This is a genomic window from Bacillus sp. HMA207, assembly GCF_003402455.1.
Classification (GTDB): domain Bacteria; phylum Bacillota; class Bacilli; order Bacillales; family Bacillaceae_G; genus Bacillus_A; species Bacillus_A cereus.
On sequence record NZ_BEZT01000001.1, the window covers coordinates 3,348,369 to 3,370,231 of the forward strand.

Here is a 21,863-nt window from a genome sequence, read left to right on the forward strand (position 1 = left end):
ACACCTTATCATAATACCTTATCCCTTTTCAAAGTGCATCCTTTTTTTATTGGCTTCATATGTTATAGGCGCGTATTTCTTTTCTAATCTTTGATTAAATTGTATGATAGTAAGAGTTTGTTTTTTTATACGGAAAGGGGATTTTATGAAAGAAACTACTTCATTCTCACAAAAGTTAAAGCAATTTGTATTACTATTTTTTCCGATTTTCGTAACGCAAATGTCATTATTTGCGATGAGTTTTTTTGATACAACGATGTCAGGACATGCAAGTCCAACTGATTTAGCAGGTGTTGCAATTGGAACAAGTATATGGATTCCAGTTAGTACGGGGTTAACAGGAATTTTAATGGCTACTACTCCCATTGTTGCACAGCTCGTTGGATCCAAGAAAAAAGAGGACGTTCCCCACGTTGTCATACAAGCAGTTTATTTAGCAATTTGTGCTAGCTTCGTTGTTATCCTCATCGGTTTTTTCGTCGTTTCACCTATTTTAAATGGCATGCGCTTAGAAGAACCTGTGGAACGTATTGCAGCGCAATTTTTAAGTATTATCGCAATAGGAATTATACCTTTATTCACTTACACTGTTTTACGTGGATTTATTGATGCATTAGGAAAAACTCGAACAACGATGATTATTACATTATTATCATTACCAATTAATGTAATATTAAATTACCTATTAATTTTTGGTAACTTCGGTTTCCCAAAGCTCGGTGGTGTCGGAGCAGCAATTGCTTCCACTGCAACATATTGGTGCATTTTAATTATTACAGTCATTATTATTCAGACGAAAGAGCCTTTTGCCTCTTTCAACATTTTCAAACAATTATACCGACCTTCTCTTTCGAGTTGGATAGCATTCTTAAAACTTGGCGTCCCTATCGGATTTGCTATCTTTTTTGAAACGAGTATTTTCGCTGCGGTAACGCTCATGATGAGTAATTTTAGTACGACAACTATTGCAGCTCACCAAGCAGCTATGAACTTTGCTTCCTTGTTATATATGACTCCGCTAAGTTTAGCAATGGCAATGACTATTGCGGTTGGATTCGAAGTTGGAGCAAAACGTTACGATAATGCAAAACAATACGGACTGATTGGAATTGGATTAGCCCTTGCCTTTGCTTTATTATATTCGATTCTTCTCTACTTCTTTGATGATCAAATTGCTTCTATTTATACGACAGATGCAAAAGTTCATCATTTAGCAAAAGAATTTCTTATCTTTGCAATTTTATTTCAAATTTCAGATGCAATTGCAACCCCTGTACAAGGAGCTTTGCGTGGTTATAAAGATGTAAATGTTGCTCTAATTATGACTTTAATTGCTTATTGGATAATAGGTCTACCACTAGGTTACATATTAGCGACGTATACAGAATGGGCCGCGAAAGGCTATTGGATCGGTCTTATTATCGGTCTAGCATTTGGCGCTGCCTTCCTACTTATCCGTCTCTTTCAAGTACAACGAAAATATACAACACAAAACAGCCGCTAATAATAAAGCGGCTGTTTTCTTTATGCATATTTTTTCTTGTAACGTATAATATAATGAAAAAGAAAGGTGGGTACATATGGACGACAAAGAAAAAAAGCAATCATTCGATGAAGAATTTGCCCCTGAAATTTCACCTGGATATCGGCAAGATGTACATAAGCCACCTAAATATAAAAACACTTCGTTTTTAATGGGCATTACCATTTTCGCTGCTGTATTACTCATACTTATCATTTTCGTTTATTTTTGATGAAAGGTGGCCTATTATATGAAGAAACAAGATTCCAATCGTTCAAAAAGAACTGTTAAAACACAAAAAGGATATGCAGGAGATTCTGTTCATACTCTTAAACAAGTCGAGCAAGGGAATTTATATATTGCTCAAAAAGAACTTGGTCAACAAAATGAAAATCTTTAAAGGCCCTTTATTCCTTAAGGGTCTTTTTATTCCGCATTAAGTAATACACCCTCAAATGTTCTATTGAGCAATGAATTTCCTTTATTGTACGCGCTGCTTTTGTTCTAGCACCATAAATATATTATTAACCTTTACAATTTTCACTTCATAATTCAATTTCATTTCGCTTCTCTTACTCTTACCATTTTCAGTACCCGCAACGTACGCTACAGCTTGATAAAGAAAACTCTCATTGGTCTCTTCACGTATCTCCTCGTTTGTAAATTTATACTCTAAATCTTGAAAACGATTTGGATAATAATTTCCCATTAATTGTTCATACCCTCTATTTAAAAATAGTTCTTCACCTTTTCGTTTCACATCTTCTTTATTAGTAGACCCAAACACTGATAGTTGCTCGGTCACAAAATGCTCTCCTACCTTTTTCATTTCATTATGAGTTAAGTTTTCTATACTTTTGTTCTTTAACTCCTTATTTAACTCGTACTGATCAATCGGTTTAAAGGTAGCAAAAACCTCCTCTTTATATGACCAAAACAATACAAAAGCGATACATAGAGAAATGATTAACAGTCTTTTTTTCGTAATACTCCCGCCCTTCTTCATAATAATAGATATATTTTAACATATAGAAAGAAAATTCTGATATCATAAAATAGAATAACTTAACTCAGAAACGAGGAACAATTATGGACTCTTACAAACATTATATAAAAGAAGCTTTGCCTAATCTTTCTATACATTCATATAAACAAAATGAAGAAGGATGGGATAATGTAGCAGTTATAGTAAATGATGAGCTACTGTTTCGTTTCCCGCGAAAACAGGAATATGCGATGCGAATTCCGTTAGAAAAAGAACTATGCGCAATTCTCACTCAATCACTACAAGAAATCGAAGTTCCACAATATCACCTAATTTATAAAAATGAATCTGATGAGGTTCCTCTTTGTAGTTACTATACTCTCATTCATGGTGAACCATTAAAAACAGAAACAGTTGCCACGCTGGAGGATCCAAAGCTGAAAGCAATTATTACACAATTAGCTACTTTCCTTGCGGTACTACATAGTATTCCTTTACACCAAGTTACAACGCTATGTTTCCCTATTGAAAAAACATGTACCTACTGGAAAGAGCTACAAACAAAATTAAACCAATATCTCACTACTAGCCTTACTTCATTACAGAAACTAGCCTTAAATCGCTTATTTGAAAATTTCTTTGCATGTTTAGCTACATCCACTTTTCAAAACACAATCATTCACGCTGATTTTACTCATCATCACATTTTATTTAACAAGCATAACAAAAGCATTTCAGGTGTTATCGATTTTGGTGATGCGCAAATTGGCGATCCTGCTTTTGATTTTGCAGGACTATATTATGATTTCGGACATGAGTTTACTACATCTGTATATGAACAGTACAGTACACTTATTTCTCATCATGATCCATTACTCATTCATCGTATTACTACCTTTTATCAATACAGTCCTTTACTACATAATATTATTTATAATTTTGAGTCAGAGAATGAACTCGAATTCATTACAGGCACAGAACAGCTAAAAACGATATTACAGGGATGAGATTACATTCTCTCCCTATATACTCTCTCCTCATACATCATTAACTTTTTATCCATTTCAACAATAACTTTATACAATTGAAACGCCTGTAAAATTTGCAGTTGAATTTCAAAAGGAGCATTTTGTTCTTTTAACCATTGAAATACTTTTGTTTCATCTTTCATTGATTATTCCTCCCTTTATTCTGATTTGTGGGTAGCCCGATTAATGAGGGCTGATAATCAGTGGGTGATTGACAAAACCCCCACTGATTAAAGTTTCACTTTATTAAAATCTGCTACAAATATACCGTAAATGATGAAAAGCTTTTCATGTCAATAACAAAAAAGGATGCAAAGTTGCATCCTTTAATGAACTATATTTTTCTTCTGTTTCGCTTCTGTCTTTACTTCTTCCCCTTGGCATTCACTACGAAACGCACAACTTATACACTCAGAACGAAAATGACGCTCTGTATAATGCTCAGGTTGCTCTAACATTTCTTTCATTCTAGATAAATCAGCCATTCCAGTTATAATATCTTCCTGTTTCGGAATGTACTCATACTTAGTTCCTTCTATTAAATTAATAACTTCAATTTTTCCTGGAAGAACTCCGAAAGCTTTATAACTGAATACTGTCATTAGCTTCTGACAAAGAGCAAGCATTTCCTCATCTGCATCGACAACATACTTTTTAATTACAAACGACTCAGCACTCCACTCACCAACTTCAAATGTCAATGACATGTGGACACCTAACTCTTCCATATATGTTTGAAACTTCTCGTATAAAAACAATGGTGGTGTCTGACTATCATCCTTTTCAACGAACTGTAATAAGTGATCCGTTAGCTTCGCTAATACAATATAGTATTCCGTCTTCGAAGCAAACATATTAATCCTTACTTTTTTCCAATACTTTTCTATTAATATTAAAAGTACAATTTTCGTTTGTTGACCCGCAGGTAGCGTGTAATACTCGTTAATAATTTGATTGACAATCATTTGTGCTATTTGTTGCCATTCAAATGAAGAAGGTTCTCTTCTTTTTATGTGACGAAAATAAAATTTATGCGGACAACGCATAAAATCATACAAATGATAATCTGTCATCGTTTTGATTGAGATTTTCTCATGCACTTGCTCTTCAGCTCCCTTCTGCCATTAAGAAAGGTGTTTTACAAATTCAGCTCCAAACTGTAAACATTTTTCTACATCTTCATCTTCTGGCGTTAATTCTACTTTTAGTCCTTCTAACACAACTGCTGCCCCGCGCTCTTGTAGCTTTTCTATTAAAATGTCAACTGCCACTCCGTATTTCGGATAAGCCGAATCACATGATCCGAATACTGCCGCTTTTTTCCCAGTTAAATCAATAGAATCCATTGCATCATAAAAATCTAAGAAATCATCAGGAAGATCGCCATCTCCCCAAGTGTATGCACCTAAAATAATTCCATCATACTGTTCTAATATAGAAGCTTCTGGTGAATCCATAATATCAATAACTTCAATTTCATTTTCTGTTTCACGAATTACGCCGGCAATATGGTCAGCCATTTCCTCTGTATTTCCACTCATACTTGCAAAAATCATTACTAACTTACTCAACTGAACCTCTCCCTTTACTTTGTATCTCTTTTTCTGTTTGAATGCTCTTCTTCTCATCTACATATTCAGACCGAATTACATTTCTTTGCCATTCCATATGCTGATCAACATCTTTATTTTTATCTTTTAATCCCCTCCGCAGAAGGTGAAAATTCTTTCTCATTAACATGTCGCATCCATCCTATTGATAATAATTATCAATTTCAACTATATTTAGATTAATTGACATTGATTATCAATGTCAATAACTATTTTTAAAAAAATGATTAAAATGTACAAGCTTGTCCGTTAGCTATTCATATACTATGAATGAGCATAGTTCTTTCTCAGCCCTCTCTGACGGAAAGAAATAAAAGCAACTGCAATAGAGTGCAGTTGCCTTTTTTTGTTTTTCTATAATTTTAGTAATCTTATAGTCGTCTCTAAAAATAGCTCCACTCCACAAATTAATGCTGATTCATCCACGTCAAATTTCGGATGATGATGTGGATAACAAGTATATATATTTTCATTACCTGTTCCTAATTTAATGAAACAACCAGGTGCTTTTCTTAAATATGCTGAAAAATCTTCTCCACCCATAGAAGGTTCAAGCTTCACAACACGCTCATTCCCAAACAAATGTAGTGCACTTTCTTCTACTATTTTCGTAATATATTCATCATTAATAACCGGATCATATCCATATCGATACGTATATGTATACGATCCTCCATGTGCTTCTGTAATTCCTTTCACAATTTTCTCGATTTTCCCTTCTGCTTCCACCCTCAATGCTTGATTAAATGAACGAACAGTTCCCATTAAAGTTGCTGTACTAGGAATAATATTGTCAGCCGTTCCCCCATGAAATTGTGTAACTGAAACAACCCTTTGCATAAAAGCACTTGTATTTCTTGATACGATATGTTGTAGATTTGTAATAATCTGTGCTCCGATAGCAATAGGATCTATCGTTTCTTCTGGTCGCGCCGCATGTCCTCCTTTGCCTTGAATCTCAACTGTAAATACGTCTGGAGCTGCCATCATCGGTCCATATGCAATTCCTATCTTTCCACTCTCAAGTCCTGACATAACATGTAAACCTATTACATAATCAACACCGTCCATTACACCTGCCTCAACCATTTCTTGTCCCCCACCGGGATACACCTCTTCTGCGTGCTGAAAGAATAGACGAATCTCACCTGCAAAATCTTCCTTTATATTTGATAACACCTCTGCTGTACTTAATAAAATAGCTGCGTGAGCATCGTGCCCACATGCATGCATCATTCCTTTATTCACAGATGTATAAGATTTACTTGTCTCCTCTTGAATTGGCAAAGCGTCTATATCAGCTCGAATCGCAATTACTTTCCCTTGCTTCACACCTCTTTTAATTGCTAGTACACTATACTTCGTCGGTCTCGTTACTTCAAAAGAAGAAAATGAGCATAATGTATCATATATAAATTGCGAAGTTTCTTTTTCATGAAATGATAATTCCGGATACTTATGGAAATGCCTTCTCCATTTCACGATATTTTCTTCCGAAATTAGATTCTTCCACACTCTATTCATGATAATTTCCTCCTTTTCAAAAGAACTAGAAATTTAAAAGTTTACTCCGTCTTAAATGATTAATAAAAACAAACACTGTATTTTTACGTATTCTTATAGTCCACTTTTATGTATTCACACAATCCACTTTCTATTTACATGTCAAACCCATTACAAATTCATGCTGAATGTAATATAATTGCTAAGTTAGGGATTTTCTTTTTTAGTATTTAGTGCTAATATCAAAAAAGAGCCTTTTGACTTATTTTTACCTAAAATGTGGGATTTTGTTTTTTTCACAATAATGTAGGACATGATACCTACAAAGAGCTATTATTTCATTAAGAGAGGGAAAGACATGGAAAGATTAAAAGAGATATGGTCTCGACCACTCACACAATGGGTTGCAAAGACGGTTTATTATCTTGCAATTTTATTTGCATTACTTTGGTTGTATGGATTCCATGATACAAACACAAGTACATTTATTTACAATGAATTCTAGGGTGGGAACGTTATGAAGTTATTAGAACAAATTGAAAAGTGGGCTGCAGAAACGCCTGATCAAACCGCTTTTGTTTGGCGAGATGCGAAAATTACGTACAAACAATTAAAGGAAGATTCTGATGCGTTGGCACATTGGATTTCTTCTGAGTATCCAGACGATCGTTCACCAATTATGGTGTATGGCCATATGCAACCTGAAATGATTATTAACTTTTTAGGATGTGTAAAAGCTGGACATGCTTACATTCCTGTAGATTTATCTATCCCAGCTGATCGTGTACAACGTATTGCTGAAAATTCTGGTGCGAAATTACTTTTATCGGCAACAGCAGTAACTGTAACTGATTTACCAGTTCGCATCGTAAGTGAAGACAACTTAAAAGATATTTTCTTTACTCATAAAGGGAACACTCCAAATCCTGAACATGCGGTAAAAGGTGATGAGAACTTCTACATTATTTACACATCAGGAAGCACAGGTAATCCGAAAGGGGTTCAGATTACTTATAACTGCCTTGTTAGCTTTACAAAATGGGCTGTAGAAGATTTCAACTTACAAACAGGGCAAGTATTCTTAAACCAAGCACCTTTCTCATTTGATTTATCTGTAATGGATATTTACCCATCATTAGTAACAGGTGGTACACTTTGGGCAATCGATAAAGATATGATTGCGCGTCCAAAAGACTTGTTTGCTTCTTTAGAGCAATCGGATATTCAAGTATGGACTTCCACACCTTCTTTCGCTGAAATGTGTTTAATGGAAGCATCTTTCTCTGAGAGTATGCTACCGAACATGAAAACATTCTTATTCTGCGGTGAAGTGTTACCAAATGAAGTAGCTAGAAAATTAATTGAGCGTTTCCCTAAAGCAACAATTATGAATACGTATGGTCCAACAGAAGCTACTGTCGCTGTAACAGGTATTCACGTTACAGAAGAAGTGCTTGATCAATACAAATCACTTCCAGTTGGCTATTGTAAATCAGACTGTCGCCTTCTTATTATGAAAGAAGATGGCACGATCGCACCTGATGGTGAAAAAGGTGAAATCGTAATTGTCGGTCCAAGCGTAAGCGTTGGATATTTAGGAAGCCCTGAATTAACAGAAAAAGCATTTACTATGATTGACGGTGAGCGCGCCTATAAAACAGGCGATGCTGGCTATGTTGAAAATGGTCTTCTATTCTATAATGGTCGTCTTGATTTCCAAATTAAGCTGCATGGTTATCGAATGGAATTAGAAGAAATTGAGCATCACCTTCGTGCGTGTTCTTACGTAGAAGGAGCAGTTATCGTTCCAATTAAAAAAGGTGAGAAATACGATTATTTATTAGCGGTTGTTGTTCCTGGGGAGCATTCGTTTGAAAAAGAATTCAAATTAACATCTGCAATCAAAAAAGAACTCAATGAGCGATTACCAAACTACATGATTCCACGTAAATTCATGTATCAATCTTCTATTCCAATGACACCAAATGGAAAGGTAGATCGCAAAAAATTATTGAGTGAGGTTACAGCATGACCGCATATGGATCATTTTATTTTTTCGCTATAGTGGGCATTTTATTAATACCTACTATCATAGCTGGATTAAAAGGTAAAATGTTGCGCAAATATAATGCCGTTTTAACATTAGTCATGATTGCTATTATCTTCTCAGATAAACCAAAGCAAGCAATGATGCTAGCTGCATTTATTATTTGGCAATATGTCCTTATTAAAGGCTATTTAATTTTAAGAAAACAAAATAATAGTACATTCACATTTTGCATAGCTGTTATTTTATCGATTTTGCCTCTTATTTTGGCAAAAATCGCGCCGTTTGCATCGTTTTTACCTGAGTTAAAACTTGTTGTTTTCCTAGGTATATCTTACGTAACATTCAGAGCAGTTCAAATGGTATTTGAAGTTCGTGATGGTTTAATTAAAGAGCTTTCTTTCTTTAACTTCTGGGAATTCGTTTTATTCTTCCCTGCGATTTCAACAGGACCTATCGATCGTTACCGAAGATTCCAAAAAGATATTCAAAAGCCACCTAGCGCTGAAGAATATCAAAATTTACTATATACAGGACTAAATCGTATTTTCCAAGGTTTCTTGTATAAATTTATTATTGCTTACTTAATAAAGCAATATTGTATGGATCCAGCATTCGCTCAACACGATACAATATTTTCAAATATGATTTACATGTATAGCTATAGCTTATATCTATTCTTTGATTTTGCTGGTTATAGCTCTTTTGTAATTGGTGTAAGTTACATGATGGGAATTAAAACGCCAGAAAACTTCAATAAGCCATTCCTTAGTCGTAATATTAAAGACTTCTGGAACCGCTGGCACATGAGTTTATCATTCTGGTTCCGTGATTTTATTTACATGCGTTTCGTCTTTTTTGCAACGAAGAAAAAGTTAATTAAGAACCGTTACACCATTTCGTATATCGGGGCATTTTTAAACTTCTTCATTATGGGAATTTGGCACATCCAAGGAAGCGCTGTTGCGCAGTATGTTATTTATGGTCTATACCATGCCGCACTGTTTATTTTATTCGATATTTTTGAACGAAAAAACAAGAAGCATAAGTTTTGGCCAAACAATAAATTTACACACATCCTTGCGATTGTAATTACGTTCCACGTTGTATGTTTCGGTTTCCTAATCTTCTCTGGACACCTTAACAGATACTTTTAATGCACCCTTCTTATTCCATTAAGAAGTTGCACATATAATAATTTCGGATATAAAGGAGATTTTAAAAATGGCAGAATTCAAAGAGCAAGTATTAGATATTTTAGAAGAAGTATGTGAAAACGATATTGTGAAAGAAAACTTAGATGTTCAATTATTTGAAGAAGGTATCCTTGATTCTTTCGCTGTAGTATCTTTATTAGTTGAATTCCAAGAGCGTTTAGATATTGAAGTTTCTATTTCTGATTTTGACCGTGACGAGTGGGCTACACCAAACATGGTTATTAAAAAGTTGGAAGAAATCCGATGAACAAAGCAAAATTTGGTCCGATGCTTTTAGCATTGGCCCTTTTTGCTGTATTCTTACTTATTCCAACGCGCTTCCTACTTCCACTTTTAAGTGATGAAAAAGTAGAACAAGCTGCTACTTCTTTAAAAGAAGAAAAAATTCAAAGTATGATTTTACAGCAAAAGATGTTAGCAGATCCAAAATATCTTCCGATGTACGGTTCATCGGAATTCGCACGTATGGATGCTTTCCATCCATCTAATTATTTTAAAGTAAAGCCTGAAGGATTTACGCCATTCCTTCTTGGACGCGGCGGAACACAAGACCTTGTACATGTATTAAACTTCTTATCTACAATGGATCAATTGAAAGATAAGAAAATGGTATTCGTTCTTTCTCCACAATGGTTTGTACCACAAGGTATTGACGAAACGCACTTTGCACCTAACTTTTCAAAACAACAAGGTTACCACTTCATTTTCAACAATGATTTAAAACCTGAAATGAAAAAACAAATTGCAAAGCGTTTATTAAACTTTGAGATTGTAAAAAAAGAAACTTTATTAAAAATTTCGCTTGAAGGTATCGCTTATGATGATACGAAGTATAAAGTAAAAGCACTTGCTGCTAAACCTTTCGCTTATATTTACCGTAACATTTTAGATCGTAAAGATTTATTTACAGCTATGTTTAATATTAAACCGCACAAAGAGAAGCTCGATTCTTCATTAAAACAAATGAACTGGGAAGAGGCTCGTAAACATGCGGATCAAACAGGTGCAGCAGAATCTAGATCTAATGAATATGGTATCGAAGATGGTTACTTCAATAGCAAAATTAAGAAAAAATTAAAGCAACGTGAAGGTTACTTAAAAAATGATGCTTATGACCAATCGCCAGAATATGAAGATTTACAAATTGTACTTGATTTATTAAAACAATCTGGTGCAAAACCACTCTTCATTTCTGTTCCTGTCAAAGGTCCTTGGTACGACTACGCTGGCTTCCCGAAAGAACGCCGCGAAGCATACTATAAGAAAGTTCATGAGCAAATTGAAAAAGCTGGTTATCCAATTGCCGACTTCTCAAATCATGAATACGATAAATACTTCTTAAAAGATCATATGCACTTAGGTTGGAAAGGCTGGGTTTACATCGACGAAGCCATCCAACAATTTTATAAAGCAAACTAACGAAAAGACCGCTTGAATTACTCAAGTGGTCTTTTTGTATATATTTTGTAATTGCTCGATTGCATTCGCCGCTTCTTTCATAACTCGCTCCACTACATGCTGAGCTGATTCGATTCGTGCCAATGATGCTGCCTGCCCTGCCCAAAGTGACATATATTCTTCCTTATTTTGCTTCGCTGCCTCTTGGCGTATTTTAGAAGTTAATACGTTTTGCACTGGATATACCGGAAGCCCTTCTTCTTTTCCTTCATGTCTCTCTATAAATTCATTCCGAATACCGCGTGCATATTTCCCGGAAAACGCACGAGTTACAGTTGTGCTCGTATCTGTACTATGTAAAACCGCTTCTTTATACACATCGTGCGTAATACTCTCTTCACTTGTTAAAAAGGCTGATCCCATTTGAACACCTTCTGCTCCTAGTGCCAATGCCGCAACAAGCCCTTGTCCGTTCATTACACCACCTGCTGCGACAATTGGGATATGCGGAACAGCCCCTACTAACTGAGGTATTAACGCAAACGTACCAATCATAGCATCTCGTTCTTTCCCAATAAACGTTCCTCTATGCCCTCCTGCTTCGCTACCTTGCCCAATAATAATATCTACTCCTAGCTCAGCAAGTACTTTCGCTTCCTTCACATGGGTAGCTGTTCCGATAACTTTTATTCCACTTCTTTTTAAATCATTTATTTCTTCTTTTTCTAACGTTTGAAATGCAAAGCTAACGACCGGTACTTTTTCATCTAATAGCACTTGTAATTGTTCCTTATAGCTTTTTGGAAGCTTTAACGTTCCTTCTACTTCTATACCTAATTCTCTATTCACTCCGCTTAGTAATACTTTCGCCTCATCTACCTTCTCTTCTTCTATTTCTATCTCTTTCGTTACAAGTAAATTAACACCGAAAGGCTTATCTGTTAGTTCTCTTATTCTATAAATCGCTTCACGAATTTGTTCTGGGCTCATATAGCCCGCTCCAAGCGTCCCTAATCCTCCACTATTACTTACTGCTGCAACAAGTTCTGGCGTCGTAATCGCGCCTGCCATACCGGCTTGAACAACGGGATACTCAATTTTTAATATGTCTGTTACTCGACTTGTAAACATCATTTCCCCTCCTATTTCCTTTATATCTTCTTTATTTGATAAGCTTTCCCCTGCTTTTGCAAGGGTTGAACTTCATATGAAGCGAATATATTGAAAGAGAAGGAGGCTGAGCTTAATGATTTATCCAAATGCATTAAAACAAGGTGATACAGTAATGATTATTGCACCATCTGGTCCACCTACAATCGAAAATGTATTAAAAGGTGTGAATGTATTACAAGAGATGGGGTTATCCGTAATAATCGGGAAGAGTGTTTACGAGAAATATGGATTTTTAGCCGGAAGTGATCAAGTTCGGCTTGACGATATACATGAAGCATTTACAAATAATGAAGTGAAGGCAATTTTTTGTGCACGAGGTGGTTATGGAAGTGCTCGTCTTCTTCCTCACATTCAATATGAAGTTATTAGGCAGAATCCAAAAATCTTTTGGGGATATAGCGATATTACAGCTTTACATACTGCTGTTTCACGTTATGCAAAGCTTATAACATTTCATGGTCCGATGATTGAAGAACTAGGAAAAGGCATTGATTCCCTATCTTTATCCTCTTTTAATCAGCTATTCCATCCGTATTCAACCATTTTATCTGCATCAGAATGTATCGTACCTAGCTCTCACAGTACAGTTACAGGTACGTTAGTTGGAGGAAATTTAGCTGTGTTAACAAGTATAATTGGCTCGCCCTACGAGATAAATACGGACAATACACTTTTATTACTTGAAGACATTGGTGAAGAACCGTACCGCATTGACCGTATGTTAAATCAGCTACTTTTATCTGGAAAGTTTAATGAATGCAGGGGCGTTATTTTCACAAGTTGTCACGACTGCACTCCTTCAAAGCCCTCTCAATCATTGCAAACAATATTATATGAATATTTCGCGCCATATCATATACCTGTCCTATTCGATTTACCAATTGGACATATAAGTCCAAACATCGGTATTCCACTTGGAGCTACAGCAACAATAAACACGAATAATAAAACAGTCTCTATTTCTTCTGGTATAGCCACTCCATATTCAAATTAAAAAGGAAAAGCGATTACGCTTTTCCTTTTACTTATAATAATTAAAAATTCGTCCAGATGCGATATCTGCAATTTCTTCTGGAATAAATGTTTTACTTATATCAGTGCCAACATTTAATACAGCTGTAGCATCTTTCTCAATGCTACCAAATAACTCTTTCCCACGTATCGTAATAAGGGGCGTTCCTTCTGGCAACACATCTTTTACAAATTCCATTTGTGTAAAGAACGGAACGATCCATCTACCTTCTCCTTGGAAATGACGCAAACGAAGTATTCCTTCTGTTGCCCCGTCCTCTGCTTCTAGTGAACCAGCAACATAAAACTCAGTAGATAAGAGCAATTCATAAAATTCCTTTTGCTTCTGTTTATCATCCCCTGCTACAACAAGTACCTCTTCTAATTTCTTTACTGAAATTTGCTCCATATGATGCCACCCCTATTTTCAAAATGATTGTACTTAGATTATACGAAATATTCTTATTTTTTTCTACATAATTCGCAATTATTTTCTTAAAATAATTTTAATACTTCTTTTGTCGTCACAATCGTAGCAAACTCTTCATGTAAATTTACAAGTGTCATATTGTGAATATCCTCTGCACTATACTCCTTACCATCTAAACCTTTACGGTTAAACGTAGCCGTTGCATCACTCACTAAATATGTTGTAAATCCTAAATTCCCTGCCATTCGTGTCGTAGTTTCCACGCAATGATTTGTCGTTAATCCTACAACCACTACTGCATTACATTTGTTCTTTCTTAATTGCTCTTCTAAATTTGCCCCAATGAACGCGCTGTTAACGAATTTCTGAATAACCACTTCACCAAGTAGTGGTTGCACTTCTTCTTTAAAGTTTACCGTTTCCGCTCTCTCATAAAACATTGACTGAGCATTTTCTTTATTTACATGTTGAATATGAAAAACTGGTCGTTCCCTTTTTCTCCATTCTTCTAACAAAATTCTCATGTTTTCTTCAGCAAAAATATTATTTCTCTCGCCCCAATCTGGTAATTGAAATGCCTTTTGTACATCGATTATGATAAGTGCTATTTGATTTGTCATCATTTCCCCCTTAATTTGGCTGTAATTGAAATAGAAAACCCAGTTGTTGTGACGCAGTAATAAAGCAAACATAGGCGCAAAGCTCTACAATTTCTTTTTCTGTCCAATATTGTTTTAATACGTGAAACATAGTATCATCTATTGCTTTTCGGTCATGAACAAATGTATGCGCAAAAGTAACAGCTACACCAATCTCCTCTGCCTTTTGCACATCATCAGGTCTTCCCTTTGCCATACAGTACGGACATTCATTCCCATACGCTAATGTTCTTCTCACTTGCTCCTTCAACTCTGCTGAAAGAGTTCCTGTATTGTACAGTGTATCTTCTAACGTACTCCACGAATGTAATATATCCGAATTATGCCCTAATAACTTTTGAAACTTTGTATCTCCTACATTTGATAATGAAATTCTCTCCATCATTTCCCCTCCTATTTCCTTCTGTTTTATTGTAAAATAAATAACGTTCACTTTACATTTCATATGAATCTTAATTTATATTTTCCCTTTACAAAAATCATTATTTTACTGGAGGTATATTTACAAATGCAATTAGACCGTGTTGATCGAAAAATTTTAAATGAATTATATAATGATAGTCGCCTTTCGATGCGTGAATTGGCGAAACGAGTAAACTTATCTGCTCCGTCTACTTCAGAACGTGTTCGTAAGCTCGAAAGCGAAGGTGTTATTCAAAAATACACAATCGATATTGATTATAAAAAGGCAGGACTCGTTTTAGATTGTATTTTAGAAATCACTTTAAAAAATGGTGATACAACACGTATGCAACAATTTATTCAGTCTTATCCATCTGCAAGTTTTTGTTACCGAGTAACAGGAAGCTTATGCTACATTGTAAAAATTTCTGTTCCTTCACTCGTTGAACTTGAAGAATTTATCAATGATGTTTCTTCATATGCAACGACAGTTTCTCATATCGTATTATCAGAAGTATCTCTTACTCCTGATATTGAACATATCTTCCCAGAAGATTAATTTGTTTTTATTCAAAAAATATAAAAAAACCCCTTACAATAAGAATAAAAATAATATATTATGTATTAAAATACATAAAGTTCGAGAAAGGGGCTTTACATTGAAAATCTGGTTTTATGAAAAAACGGCACAATTAGATGACTTGCTTGGTATTTGGGACAATGTTCCAACCATCCCGCGAATTGGTGAAAAAGTGGAGATTTTAAAGACGGTCCGCACTGTTACAGATATTAAATATGTAAAGAACGGTAATAATTTTCGAGTAGAAATTATTACAAATTAAAAAGTAGCTCTTTAGGAGCTACTTTTTAATTATCTATTATGTGCTTTCTTTATAACGATTTTATCTTCTTCTACAGATACTGTTACATAATCATTTTCTTCTAACCGAAGCTTATTTACAGCCTCATCTGGTAACTCTATGGCCATCAATCTATCGGTTAAGATCACTTGACTATACACTTCATTTTCTTGTGATGAACTCACTACTTTTTGCTCATTTATAAAACGTACTGGTGGCACGCCAACTTCTTTTACTGTACGCCATTGTTTCCAAACATAAGGAATTAACCATAGTAATCCAACAACTGTAAGACCGATACCAATCCATAAATTACTTTGCGCTTGTAATTCAGTAATTGAGATTGTACCGCTTTCTTCTCCACCGAAAAATTGCATACTTGTTGCAATCAAATTATTTAGAGCGTGCACAGCTATATTCGTCCATATATTTTTTGTCTTTATGTATAAAAGACACATAACGACACCAAACATGAACGCACCAATAACATCAAAATGTCCTAAGCCAAAAATAATTGAAGATATAATTACAGCTTTTTTAATTCCCCATTTATAAGCCATTCGCTGTAAGAAAAATCCCCTAAAAATAACCTCTTCCATAATAGGTGCTAACACACATGCTGAAATGAAAGTAAATATCGTCATATATACGTTACTCGTATTAATAACATTTCCGTCTTCTAGCATAGTAACTAAGAAATTCGGTAACGTATGTGCTAATATGTAAAATTGAATCTGAGATATGCCAACTGAAAAAATCATCCCCATTATCGTTGCTAATACAATTAATCCCCAAGATAAACGTCCTGGCTTATCAAAAAAACTGTTAAATACAACATTATTTTTATTTGTTTTTACGTATAGCCAAAGTAACGGAAATACAAAAAATACAGTTATTTGTGAAATAACCTCCATCGTATTCTCAGAAACATTTGTTAGATCTAATGGAATCATTATAAGGAACACCCCTATAATCATCCATCCAAAAAAGCTACGTAGCCTTATACGTGAAAATGCATAGTGCATATAAAACACCCCCAAAGATAGTAAAAATAAACTTTAATTAGTACTTTATAGGCAATCCTTTCCCTATAAATAGCAGGATAACTAAATTATAATATGAATATAGTTGAAATCCTTCCTATTTTTCTCATTTTTTTAAACAGCATATCTCTTAAAATACCATATCGCTGTTCTTCAAGTTGCAATCCAAGTGAAATTTATGTAATAAAAATCCCCGTTTTTACAAGCGGGGATTTCTTTTATTATAATACGTCACGTTTTTGGAATAATGCACTTGATGCTACAAGTAACACAACAAAGTATGCAGCTACAAGTAATAATGAAGTTGTAAACGTAAATTCTGTAAATGTTGGTTCCATTCCACCATTGATTAATTTATTGCTATCGTAAGCTCTTAAATCCAAATGGTTGAATACTACAAACTTCGCTACACCTTTTGCAAACATTATTAATACCATATTAATTGCACCTTGTAAGAAGAATAGGAACATCGTAATAATTAATGGTAATACAGATTTTCTAAATACGTTTGCTAAGAAAAATGCAAGTGTTGCAAAGAAAAATGGTGATAGCAGCTGATATAATATTGTTTTTAAAACAATTCCTAACGTTAATTCAGTTTTACTACCGTCCATTACAATTAATCCAATAATCATAGCAATTAACGTACTAGCAAATACAATAAATAACATCGTTAATAACACTGTAATATATTTAGAAAATAAAACTGTCATTCGTTTTCTTGGACGAATTAATAATTGTTTAATCGTTCCTTTTTGGAATTCATCTGTAATTGTACGCGAAGCTGTTGTAATTCCAAAAACCGTTGCGAATATCATAATTAAGCCGATATCTGAACTTACAAAATCTAAGTAAGATCCATTTAAACTACCAGCTTCACCCCATTTCGCCAGTACTACTGCTCCTAAAATCTCCAATAAAGCAATGACACCAATTAAAATATACATACCTTTTTTCGCATGCAACTTTAAAAATTCATTTTGAATTAATTTAAACATTACGCTTTCACTCCCCCAGTAATCGCTAAGAACTCATCCTCTAACGTTTTATTTTGAACAGTAACTCCGTATACAAGCACATCAGCATGAACAAGTTTTTTTACAAGTTGCGGAATGTTGTCTTTTGTTACAGATGCTACAATTACATTCCCTTTTGCTTTACCTTTAATGATTTCATTCGCTTTCTGAACTTCATCTACTTCAAACGCTACAACGACTGCCTCATCATGTTTCACTTTTTCATGTAAGTTGTACTCTTGTACAAACTCACCTTGTTTAATAATAACGACGCGATCACACATTAATTCAATTTCACTCAATAAGTGACTTGATACGATTACAGCAATATTCTCTTCTTTCGCTAAACGTTGTAAATAATCACGAATTTGGCGAATACCAGCTGGATCTAATCCATTTGTCGGCTCATCTAAAATTAAGATTTTCGGCTGATGCAGTAATGCCTGTGCAATTCCTAAACGTTGTTTCATACCAAGTGAATATGTTTTCACCTTTTTATGAATCGCATGCTCTAACTCAACAAGCTTTACAATCTCAGCAATGCGCTCTTTACTAATTGGTGTAATGGCCATGTTCGCAAAATGCTTTAAGTTTTGCATTCCTGTCATATAATCATATAGTTCAGGATTTTCTACAATCGCTCCAATTTGCTCTAGTGCCTTTTCACGCTCCGAGCGAATACTATGTCCACAAATTGTAATATCGCCCTCTGTCATTGAAATAAGACCTGTCATCATACGGATCGTCGTCGTCTTACCGCTACCGTTCGGTCCAAGGAATCCGTATACTTCTCCTTCACGAACCTCAAATGATAAACCACGAATAATTTCCGTTCCACCAATCTTTTTTCGAACATTCTCTAACTTTACTACTACGTTTCCCAATGCTGATTCCTCCTTTAGACTTCTAGTTTTTTATCGATAATATAAGCAATTACATATATTATTAGAGCACTAACCATTACCATGAAACTTATATTAAAAATGTTAAATCCATTTTCTTGAAACATATTAATAAACAGACTCTTGCTTTCACTATGATATTCTACTCTTCGCAATACTTGGAAAGCTGGAGCTAATTTTCCTAGCAAGGTTGTCGCTAAAGTAATCGCGATATTTATTACTAGAAAAATAATAACGATTAGTATATTTTGCGCCTTTTTCTTTTTCGTAAGTAACTTTACTAGAGTAATTACCAATATGATTTGTAAAACACTAAACAAAAACTCAAATAAATCGCTTATCGTATATATTAAATTATTAATTATGCCTACTTGCATAATCTCTTTTGCTTCTACATATACAGAAGTCGTAGGAAAAGCTAATACATAACTTACGTAGAAAAGAATTCCACATATCCCATACCATATAGCCATTGCGATAAATGAGAAAATAAGCATAGAAATTACATATTGTTTCCCAGATATTGCTGTAAGTCGTAACATTGGATTAGTTAGTAAGCGTGAATATGATTTCATTGTTTGTATAAACATATAAACAATATAAAAGAAAAATATAATCATAATGATTCCAAATATACCCTCTTGTCTACTGATAGCCGCATCACTTTTTCTTACAATCATTTGTGAAAATAACACAGCTTCAATTAGCACAAAGAATAAAAAAGTAACAATATATCTTTTCTTATTTACATTCCATAAATAGGAAAGTACTGACTTCACTTACTAAACACCTCCTTAAACAATTCATGAACTGCTTTTCCTCTCTGAAAACGAATTTCTTCTACATTTTCATATAGAACCATTTCTCCATCTTTTAAAAAGATCACTTCATCAAAAATATTTTCAATTTCATTTATTAAGTGAGTGGAAATTAATATCGTACAATCTTCCCTATAGAACTGTAGAATTAGATCCAATACATGTTCTCTAGAAAGAGGATCAATCCCGCCCAATGGCTCATCCAGTACATATAGCTTCGCTTTTCGAGAAAACGTTAAAATAATCTGCAACTTCTCAACCATACCTTTTGACAATGCTGTAATTTTTTCTTCTAACGGTATTTTAAATTCTGCAATCGTATCTACCGCTTTTTGAATATCGAAGTCTTTATAAAAATCTCGATAGAAAAATACAGCGTTTTTTACAGTCATCCAATCATCAAAGATTGGCTTATCGGACATAAATGAAACAATTTCTTTCGTCTGTAACCCTACCTTTTTACCGTCTATTGTAATACTACCTTCAGAAGGGTGTTGCAAGCCTGCAATCATTTTCAATAACGTCGTTTTCCCGCTCCCGTTATCTCCAACAAGCCCAACGATTTTCCCTTCCGTAATCTCTATGTTTAATTCACGGATCACTGCTTTTAATCCGTATCTCTTCCATAAGTTTTCTATTTTCAATAGCTCTGTCATTGGCTCTCCTCCCTCTTATCATGTAATGAAGAACGAAGAATTGTAAGAATTTCTTCTTCTGAAAAACCTAAATTGTCCATTCCATCTATAAAAGAATGAAGTAATTCTTTCGCCATCTCTTTTCGCAGCTCCATAATTTTCTCCCCTTCATTCGTTACATACCGTCCCATTCCTCTACGTGTGACAACAACTCCATCCCGTTCTAGCTCTTGAAATGTACGCTGAATCGTATTTGGATTCACTTGTAATTCACTCGCTAATTCACGGACAGAGGGAATTTTATCACCAGGCAATAAATGTCCTGTTACGATCTCTTTTTTTATGTATTCCATTACCTGAATGTAAATTGGTGTATTTGGAGAAAACTCTATTTTCATTTCTTCCCTCCTTTTGTATCGGTGTACTAGTTAAATAATACACCGATACAAAAGGTTTGTAAATACCCATTTAATTACAAAAAAGTTCTATCCGTTAAACGAATAGAACTTCCCAAATATAAATCGCTATACAAAAATAATAGTGTTATGTAAACAAAATTATAAAGAAAAACTGTCTTATCAATGAATAAGACAGTTTTTCTTTATAATCCTATATTAAAAGTTAAACACGAAGTCATCGTCAGCTAACTTTTCAACGTTCGTTGCTTTTACGTAACCATTTCCTTTTACAGAGAAGAAATCATGGTTTTTCGTATCTGTACGTAAACCATTTAAAACGATTGGGTTAATTTCTTCTTCTTCAAACTTCGGCTCAAGTCCTAAGTTCATAAGCCCTTTATTCGCATTGTAACGAACGAAACGATTTACATCTTCTACAAGACCGATAGAAGTGTAAATTTCTTCTGTATAGGCCATTTCAATTTCATATAGTTCCATTAATAAATCTTGTGTTTCTTTTTGCACTTCTTGTTGCTCTTCTGCAGAAAGTTCTGCGAAGATTTGTTGTGCTAAAATACCGACGAATACGCCGTGAATTGACTCATCACGAATTATCAAGTTGATAATCTCACCACTTGCTGTTAGTTTTCCTTGACCAGCTAAGTAAAGTGGATAGAAGAATCCGCTATAGAATAAGTAACTTTCTAAGAACACACTTGCTACCATTGCCATGTATAACTCTTTTTTTGTTACTTCAGGCTTTAATAAACGACGATAGTAACTAGTAATAATACCAGCTTTTTTCTCAAGTAACGGATGATTGTCTACCCAGTCAAAAATATCATCAATCTCTTCTTCTGTAGCTAATGTTGTGAAAATGTGACTATAACTTTTCGCATGTACTTCTTCCATAGCTCCCATGAAAGCTAATACACTTTTCGCTTGTAAATTTTCAAGATGAACCAGTACAAGTGGCATTCCTTCGCCACCTTGTTTCGTATCTAAAAGTGTTAAACCACCTAATACACGCTTATAAGCAATTTGCTCTTCTTTCGATAATTGCACCCAAGTATTTTTGTCAGACGAAACCGCAATTTCTTCTTCTGTCCAAAACTGAGCGATGTTTTGCTTCCAAAACATTAAACTAAAATCATCTTCTTTTTTGTTCCAGTTTACCGCACGCATTAAATCGCCCCTTCTCTAAAT

28 protein-coding genes are annotated in these 21,863 nt (G+C 34.5%); 12 read left to right on the forward strand and 16 right to left on the reverse strand.

The window, feature by feature from the left end:
- Nucleotides 1-145 precede the first annotated feature (145 nt).
- From HMAS_RS17275 to HMAS_RS27725, 3 genes are all read left to right on the forward strand, one after another.
- Entirely contained in the window at nucleotides 146-1,504 is a 1,359-nt protein-coding gene (locus HMAS_RS17275; protein WP_000665546.1) for an MATE family efflux transporter, read from the forward strand.
- A gap of 76 nt (nucleotides 1,505-1,580) precedes the next feature.
- Nucleotides 1,581-1,754, forward strand: a complete 174-nt coding sequence (locus HMAS_RS17280; RefSeq protein ID WP_000341062.1) for a hypothetical protein — start codon at nucleotides 1,581-1,583, stop codon at nucleotides 1,752-1,754.
- A gap of 18 nt (nucleotides 1,755-1,772) precedes the next feature.
- Nucleotides 1,773-1,922 carry a hypothetical protein gene (locus HMAS_RS27725; protein ID WP_000743742.1) on the forward strand — a complete coding sequence of 50 codons (150 nt, stop codon included), beginning with the start codon at nucleotides 1,773-1,775 and terminating at the stop codon, nucleotides 1,920-1,922.
- Nucleotides 1,923-2,003: 81 nt separating this feature from the next.
- On the opposite strand, the gene HMAS_RS17285 is transcribed toward HMAS_RS27725, so the two are convergent.
- On the reverse strand, nucleotides 2,004-2,528 hold the full coding sequence (locus HMAS_RS17285; protein WP_000715254.1) for a hypothetical protein: 525 nt from the start codon (nucleotides 2,526-2,528) through the stop codon (nucleotides 2,004-2,006).
- Nucleotides 2,529-2,611: 83 nt separating this feature from the next.
- Here HMAS_RS17285 and HMAS_RS17290 point away from each other — a divergent pair, with 83 nt between their 5' ends.
- Entirely contained in the window at nucleotides 2,612-3,514 is a 903-nt protein-coding gene (locus HMAS_RS17290; RefSeq protein WP_000378982.1) for an aminoglycoside phosphotransferase family protein, read from the forward strand.
- 2 nt (nucleotides 3,515-3,516) lie between these two features.
- On the opposite strand, the gene HMAS_RS27730 is transcribed toward HMAS_RS17290, so the two are convergent.
- From HMAS_RS27730 to amaA, 4 genes are all read right to left on the reverse strand, one after another.
- Nucleotides 3,517-3,678: a hypothetical protein gene (locus HMAS_RS27730; RefSeq protein ID WP_000651086.1), complete on the reverse strand. Its 162-nt coding sequence runs from the start codon at nucleotides 3,676-3,678 to the stop codon at nucleotides 3,517-3,519.
- A 183-nt stretch (nucleotides 3,679-3,861) separates the two neighbouring features.
- Nucleotides 3,862-4,635, reverse strand: coding sequence for a hypothetical protein (locus tag HMAS_RS17295; RefSeq protein ID WP_000544574.1), 774 nt, complete (start codon nucleotides 4,633-4,635; stop codon nucleotides 3,862-3,864).
- A 24-nt stretch (nucleotides 4,636-4,659) separates the two neighbouring features.
- The gene (locus tag HMAS_RS17300) at nucleotides 4,660-5,106 is read right to left on the reverse strand and encodes a flavodoxin (protein ID WP_000041153.1); all 447 of its coding nucleotides are present in this window, start codon (nucleotides 5,104-5,106) and stop codon (nucleotides 4,660-4,662) included.
- 393 nt (nucleotides 5,107-5,499) lie between these two features.
- On the reverse strand, nucleotides 5,500-6,669 hold the full coding sequence (gene amaA / locus HMAS_RS17305) for an N-acyl-aliphatic-L-amino acid amidohydrolase (protein WP_006928846.1): 1,170 nt from the start codon (nucleotides 6,667-6,669) through the stop codon (nucleotides 5,500-5,502).
- 337 nt (nucleotides 6,670-7,006) lie between these two features.
- On the opposite strand from amaA, the gene HMAS_RS17310 reads away from it, so the two are divergent.
- From HMAS_RS17310 to dltD, 5 genes are all read left to right on the forward strand, one after another.
- Nucleotides 7,007-7,153, forward strand: a complete 147-nt coding sequence (locus tag HMAS_RS17310) for a teichoic acid D-Ala incorporation-associated protein DltX (protein WP_000440293.1) — start codon at nucleotides 7,007-7,009, stop codon at nucleotides 7,151-7,153.
- A gap of 12 nt (nucleotides 7,154-7,165) precedes the next feature.
- Nucleotides 7,166-8,680, forward strand: a complete 1,515-nt coding sequence (gene dltA, locus HMAS_RS17315) for a D-alanine--poly(phosphoribitol) ligase subunit DltA (RefSeq protein WP_000770505.1) — start codon at nucleotides 7,166-7,168, stop codon at nucleotides 8,678-8,680.
- Nucleotides 8,677-9,852 carry a D-alanyl-lipoteichoic acid biosynthesis protein DltB gene (gene dltB / locus HMAS_RS17320; RefSeq protein WP_000127933.1) on the forward strand — a complete coding sequence of 392 codons (1,176 nt, stop codon included), beginning with the start codon at nucleotides 8,677-8,679 and terminating at the stop codon, nucleotides 9,850-9,852. The genes dltA and dltB overlap by 4 nt, the downstream gene beginning before the upstream one ends.
- A 67-nt stretch (nucleotides 9,853-9,919) precedes the next feature.
- The gene (gene dltC / locus HMAS_RS17325; RefSeq protein WP_000807310.1) at nucleotides 9,920-10,159 is read left to right on the forward strand and encodes a D-alanine--poly(phosphoribitol) ligase subunit DltC; all 240 of its coding nucleotides are present in this window, start codon (nucleotides 9,920-9,922) and stop codon (nucleotides 10,157-10,159) included.
- Entirely contained in the window at nucleotides 10,156-11,331 is a 1,176-nt protein-coding gene (dltD, locus tag HMAS_RS17330; protein WP_116344937.1) for a D-alanyl-lipoteichoic acid biosynthesis protein DltD, read from the forward strand. The genes dltC and dltD overlap by 4 nt, the downstream gene beginning before the upstream one ends.
- A gap of 21 nt (nucleotides 11,332-11,352) precedes the next feature.
- On the opposite strand, the gene HMAS_RS17335 is transcribed toward dltD, so the two are convergent.
- Nucleotides 11,353-12,441 carry an NAD(P)H-dependent flavin oxidoreductase gene (locus HMAS_RS17335; RefSeq protein ID WP_006928844.1) on the reverse strand — a complete coding sequence of 363 codons (1,089 nt, stop codon included), beginning with the start codon at nucleotides 12,439-12,441 and terminating at the stop codon, nucleotides 11,353-11,355.
- 115 nt (nucleotides 12,442-12,556) lie between these two features.
- On the opposite strand from HMAS_RS17335, the gene HMAS_RS17340 reads away from it, so the two are divergent.
- Nucleotides 12,557-13,477 (forward strand): S66 peptidase family protein, encoded by a 921-nt coding sequence (locus HMAS_RS17340; protein WP_000640062.1) that lies wholly within the window; start codon nucleotides 12,557-12,559, stop codon nucleotides 13,475-13,477.
- A 27-nt stretch (nucleotides 13,478-13,504) separates the two neighbouring features.
- Here HMAS_RS17340 and HMAS_RS17345 read toward each other — a convergent pair whose 3' ends face one another.
- The 3 genes from HMAS_RS17345 to HMAS_RS17355 all read right to left on the reverse strand — a co-directional run bounded on the left by HMAS_RS17345 (nucleotide 13,505) and on the right by HMAS_RS17355 (nucleotide 14,965).
- On the reverse strand, nucleotides 13,505-13,903 hold the full coding sequence (locus HMAS_RS17345; RefSeq protein WP_000435265.1) for an SseB family protein: 399 nt from the start codon (nucleotides 13,901-13,903) through the stop codon (nucleotides 13,505-13,507).
- Between the two features lie 86 nt (nucleotides 13,904-13,989).
- A complete protein-coding gene (locus HMAS_RS17350; protein ID WP_000184428.1) occupies nucleotides 13,990-14,544 on the reverse strand; it encodes a cysteine hydrolase family protein in 555 nt (184 codons plus the stop codon).
- A 10-nt stretch (nucleotides 14,545-14,554) separates the two neighbouring features.
- On the reverse strand, nucleotides 14,555-14,965 hold the full coding sequence (locus HMAS_RS17355; protein ID WP_000439759.1) for a carboxymuconolactone decarboxylase family protein: 411 nt from the start codon (nucleotides 14,963-14,965) through the stop codon (nucleotides 14,555-14,557).
- A gap of 126 nt (nucleotides 14,966-15,091) precedes the next feature.
- Between HMAS_RS17355 and HMAS_RS17360 the strand changes: the two genes are divergently transcribed.
- Together HMAS_RS17360 and HMAS_RS17365 are read left to right on the forward strand one after the other, a co-directional pair.
- Entirely contained in the window at nucleotides 15,092-15,544 is a 453-nt protein-coding gene (locus HMAS_RS17360; protein ID WP_001175505.1) for an Lrp/AsnC family transcriptional regulator, read from the forward strand.
- A 100-nt stretch (nucleotides 15,545-15,644) separates the two neighbouring features.
- Complete coding sequence (locus tag HMAS_RS17365; protein ID WP_000707107.1) at nucleotides 15,645-15,827, forward strand: DUF3913 family protein; 183 nt, start codon at nucleotides 15,645-15,647, stop codon at nucleotides 15,825-15,827.
- 29 nt (nucleotides 15,828-15,856) lie between these two features.
- Here HMAS_RS17365 and HMAS_RS17370 read toward each other — a convergent pair whose 3' ends face one another.
- The 7 genes from HMAS_RS17370 to nrdF form a co-directional block, all read right to left on the reverse strand.
- Nucleotides 15,857-16,870: a CPBP family intramembrane glutamic endopeptidase gene (locus HMAS_RS17370; protein WP_000558806.1), complete on the reverse strand. Its 1,014-nt coding sequence runs from the start codon at nucleotides 16,868-16,870 to the stop codon at nucleotides 15,857-15,859.
- A gap of 239 nt (nucleotides 16,871-17,109) precedes the next feature.
- On the reverse strand, nucleotides 17,110-17,886 hold the full coding sequence (locus tag HMAS_RS17375) for an ABC transporter permease (protein ID WP_071732554.1): 777 nt from the start codon (nucleotides 17,884-17,886) through the stop codon (nucleotides 17,110-17,112).
- Nucleotides 17,886-18,788 (reverse strand): ABC transporter ATP-binding protein, encoded by a 903-nt coding sequence (locus HMAS_RS17380; protein WP_000528788.1) that lies wholly within the window; start codon nucleotides 18,786-18,788, stop codon nucleotides 17,886-17,888. Before HMAS_RS17380 ends, HMAS_RS17375 begins: the two co-directional genes overlap by 1 nt.
- Nucleotides 18,789-18,802: 14 nt before the next feature.
- Nucleotides 18,803-19,585 (reverse strand): hypothetical protein, encoded by a 783-nt coding sequence (locus HMAS_RS17385; RefSeq protein WP_000843921.1) that lies wholly within the window; start codon nucleotides 19,583-19,585, stop codon nucleotides 18,803-18,805.
- The gene (locus HMAS_RS17390; RefSeq protein WP_044306632.1) at nucleotides 19,582-20,280 is read right to left on the reverse strand and encodes an ABC transporter ATP-binding protein; all 699 of its coding nucleotides are present in this window, start codon (nucleotides 20,278-20,280) and stop codon (nucleotides 19,582-19,584) included. Before HMAS_RS17390 ends, HMAS_RS17385 begins: the two co-directional genes overlap by 4 nt.
- Complete coding sequence (locus HMAS_RS17395) at nucleotides 20,277-20,657, reverse strand: GntR family transcriptional regulator (protein ID WP_000687512.1); 381 nt, start codon at nucleotides 20,655-20,657, stop codon at nucleotides 20,277-20,279. The genes HMAS_RS17390 and HMAS_RS17395 overlap by 4 nt, the downstream gene beginning before the upstream one ends.
- 216 nt (nucleotides 20,658-20,873) lie before the next feature.
- Nucleotides 20,874-21,842: a class 1b ribonucleoside-diphosphate reductase subunit beta gene (gene nrdF / locus HMAS_RS17400; RefSeq protein ID WP_001203028.1), complete on the reverse strand. Its 969-nt coding sequence runs from the start codon at nucleotides 21,840-21,842 to the stop codon at nucleotides 20,874-20,876.
- Between the last annotated feature and the right edge of the window lie 21 nt (nucleotides 21,843-21,863).

Coding starts and splice junctions, on each gene's coding strand:
- HMAS_RS17275 (WP_000665546.1), top strand. CDS start 146: ATGAAAGAAACTACTTCATTCTCACAAAAGTTAAAGCAATTTGTATTA.
- HMAS_RS17280 (WP_000341062.1), top strand. CDS start 1,581: ATGGACGACAAAGAAAAAAAGCAATCATTCGATGAAGAATTTGCCCCT.
- HMAS_RS27725 (WP_000743742.1), top strand. CDS start 1,773: ATGAAGAAACAAGATTCCAATCGTTCAAAAAGAACTGTTAAAACACAA.
- HMAS_RS17285 (WP_000715254.1), bottom strand. CDS start 2,528: ATGAAGAAGGGCGGGAGTATTACGAAAAAAAGACTGTTAATCATTTCT.
- HMAS_RS17290 (WP_000378982.1), top strand. CDS start 2,612: ATGGACTCTTACAAACATTATATAAAAGAAGCTTTGCCTAATCTTTCT.
- HMAS_RS27730 (WP_000651086.1), bottom strand. CDS start 3,678: ATGAAAGATGAAACAAAAGTATTTCAATGGTTAAAAGAACAAAATGCT.
- amaA (WP_006928846.1), bottom strand. CDS start 6,669: ATGAATAGAGTGTGGAAGAATCTAATTTCGGAAGAAAATATCGTGAAA.
- HMAS_RS17310 (WP_000440293.1), top strand. CDS start 7,007: ATGGAAAGATTAAAAGAGATATGGTCTCGACCACTCACACAATGGGTT.
- dltA (WP_000770505.1), top strand. CDS start 7,166: ATGAAGTTATTAGAACAAATTGAAAAGTGGGCTGCAGAAACGCCTGAT.
- dltB (WP_000127933.1), top strand. CDS start 8,677: ATGACCGCATATGGATCATTTTATTTTTTCGCTATAGTGGGCATTTTA.
- dltC (WP_000807310.1), top strand. CDS start 9,920: ATGGCAGAATTCAAAGAGCAAGTATTAGATATTTTAGAAGAAGTATGT.
- dltD (WP_116344937.1), top strand. CDS start 10,156: ATGAACAAAGCAAAATTTGGTCCGATGCTTTTAGCATTGGCCCTTTTT.
- HMAS_RS17335 (WP_006928844.1), bottom strand. CDS start 12,441: ATGTTTACAAGTCGAGTAACAGACATATTAAAAATTGAGTATCCCGTT.
- HMAS_RS17340 (WP_000640062.1), top strand. CDS start 12,557: ATGATTTATCCAAATGCATTAAAACAAGGTGATACAGTAATGATTATT.
- HMAS_RS17345 (WP_000435265.1), bottom strand. CDS start 13,903: ATGGAGCAAATTTCAGTAAAGAAATTAGAAGAGGTACTTGTTGTAGCA.
- HMAS_RS17350 (WP_000184428.1), bottom strand. CDS start 14,544: ATGACAAATCAAATAGCACTTATCATAATCGATGTACAAAAGGCATTT.
- HMAS_RS17355 (WP_000439759.1), bottom strand. CDS start 14,965: ATGGAGAGAATTTCATTATCAAATGTAGGAGATACAAAGTTTCAAAAG.
- HMAS_RS17360 (WP_001175505.1), top strand. CDS start 15,092: ATGCAATTAGACCGTGTTGATCGAAAAATTTTAAATGAATTATATAAT.
- HMAS_RS17370 (WP_000558806.1), bottom strand. CDS start 16,870: ATGCACTATGCATTTTCACGTATAAGGCTACGTAGCTTTTTTGGATGG.
- HMAS_RS17375 (WP_071732554.1), bottom strand. CDS start 17,886: ATGTTTAAATTAATTCAAAATGAATTTTTAAAGTTGCATGCGAAAAAA.
- HMAS_RS17390 (WP_044306632.1), bottom strand. CDS start 20,280: ATGACAGAGCTATTGAAAATAGAAAACTTATGGAAGAGATACGGATTA.
- HMAS_RS17395 (WP_000687512.1), bottom strand. CDS start 20,657: ATGAAAATAGAGTTTTCTCCAAATACACCAATTTACATTCAGGTAATG.
- nrdF (WP_001203028.1), bottom strand. CDS start 21,842: ATGCGTGCGGTAAACTGGAACAAAAAAGAAGATGATTTTAGTTTAATG.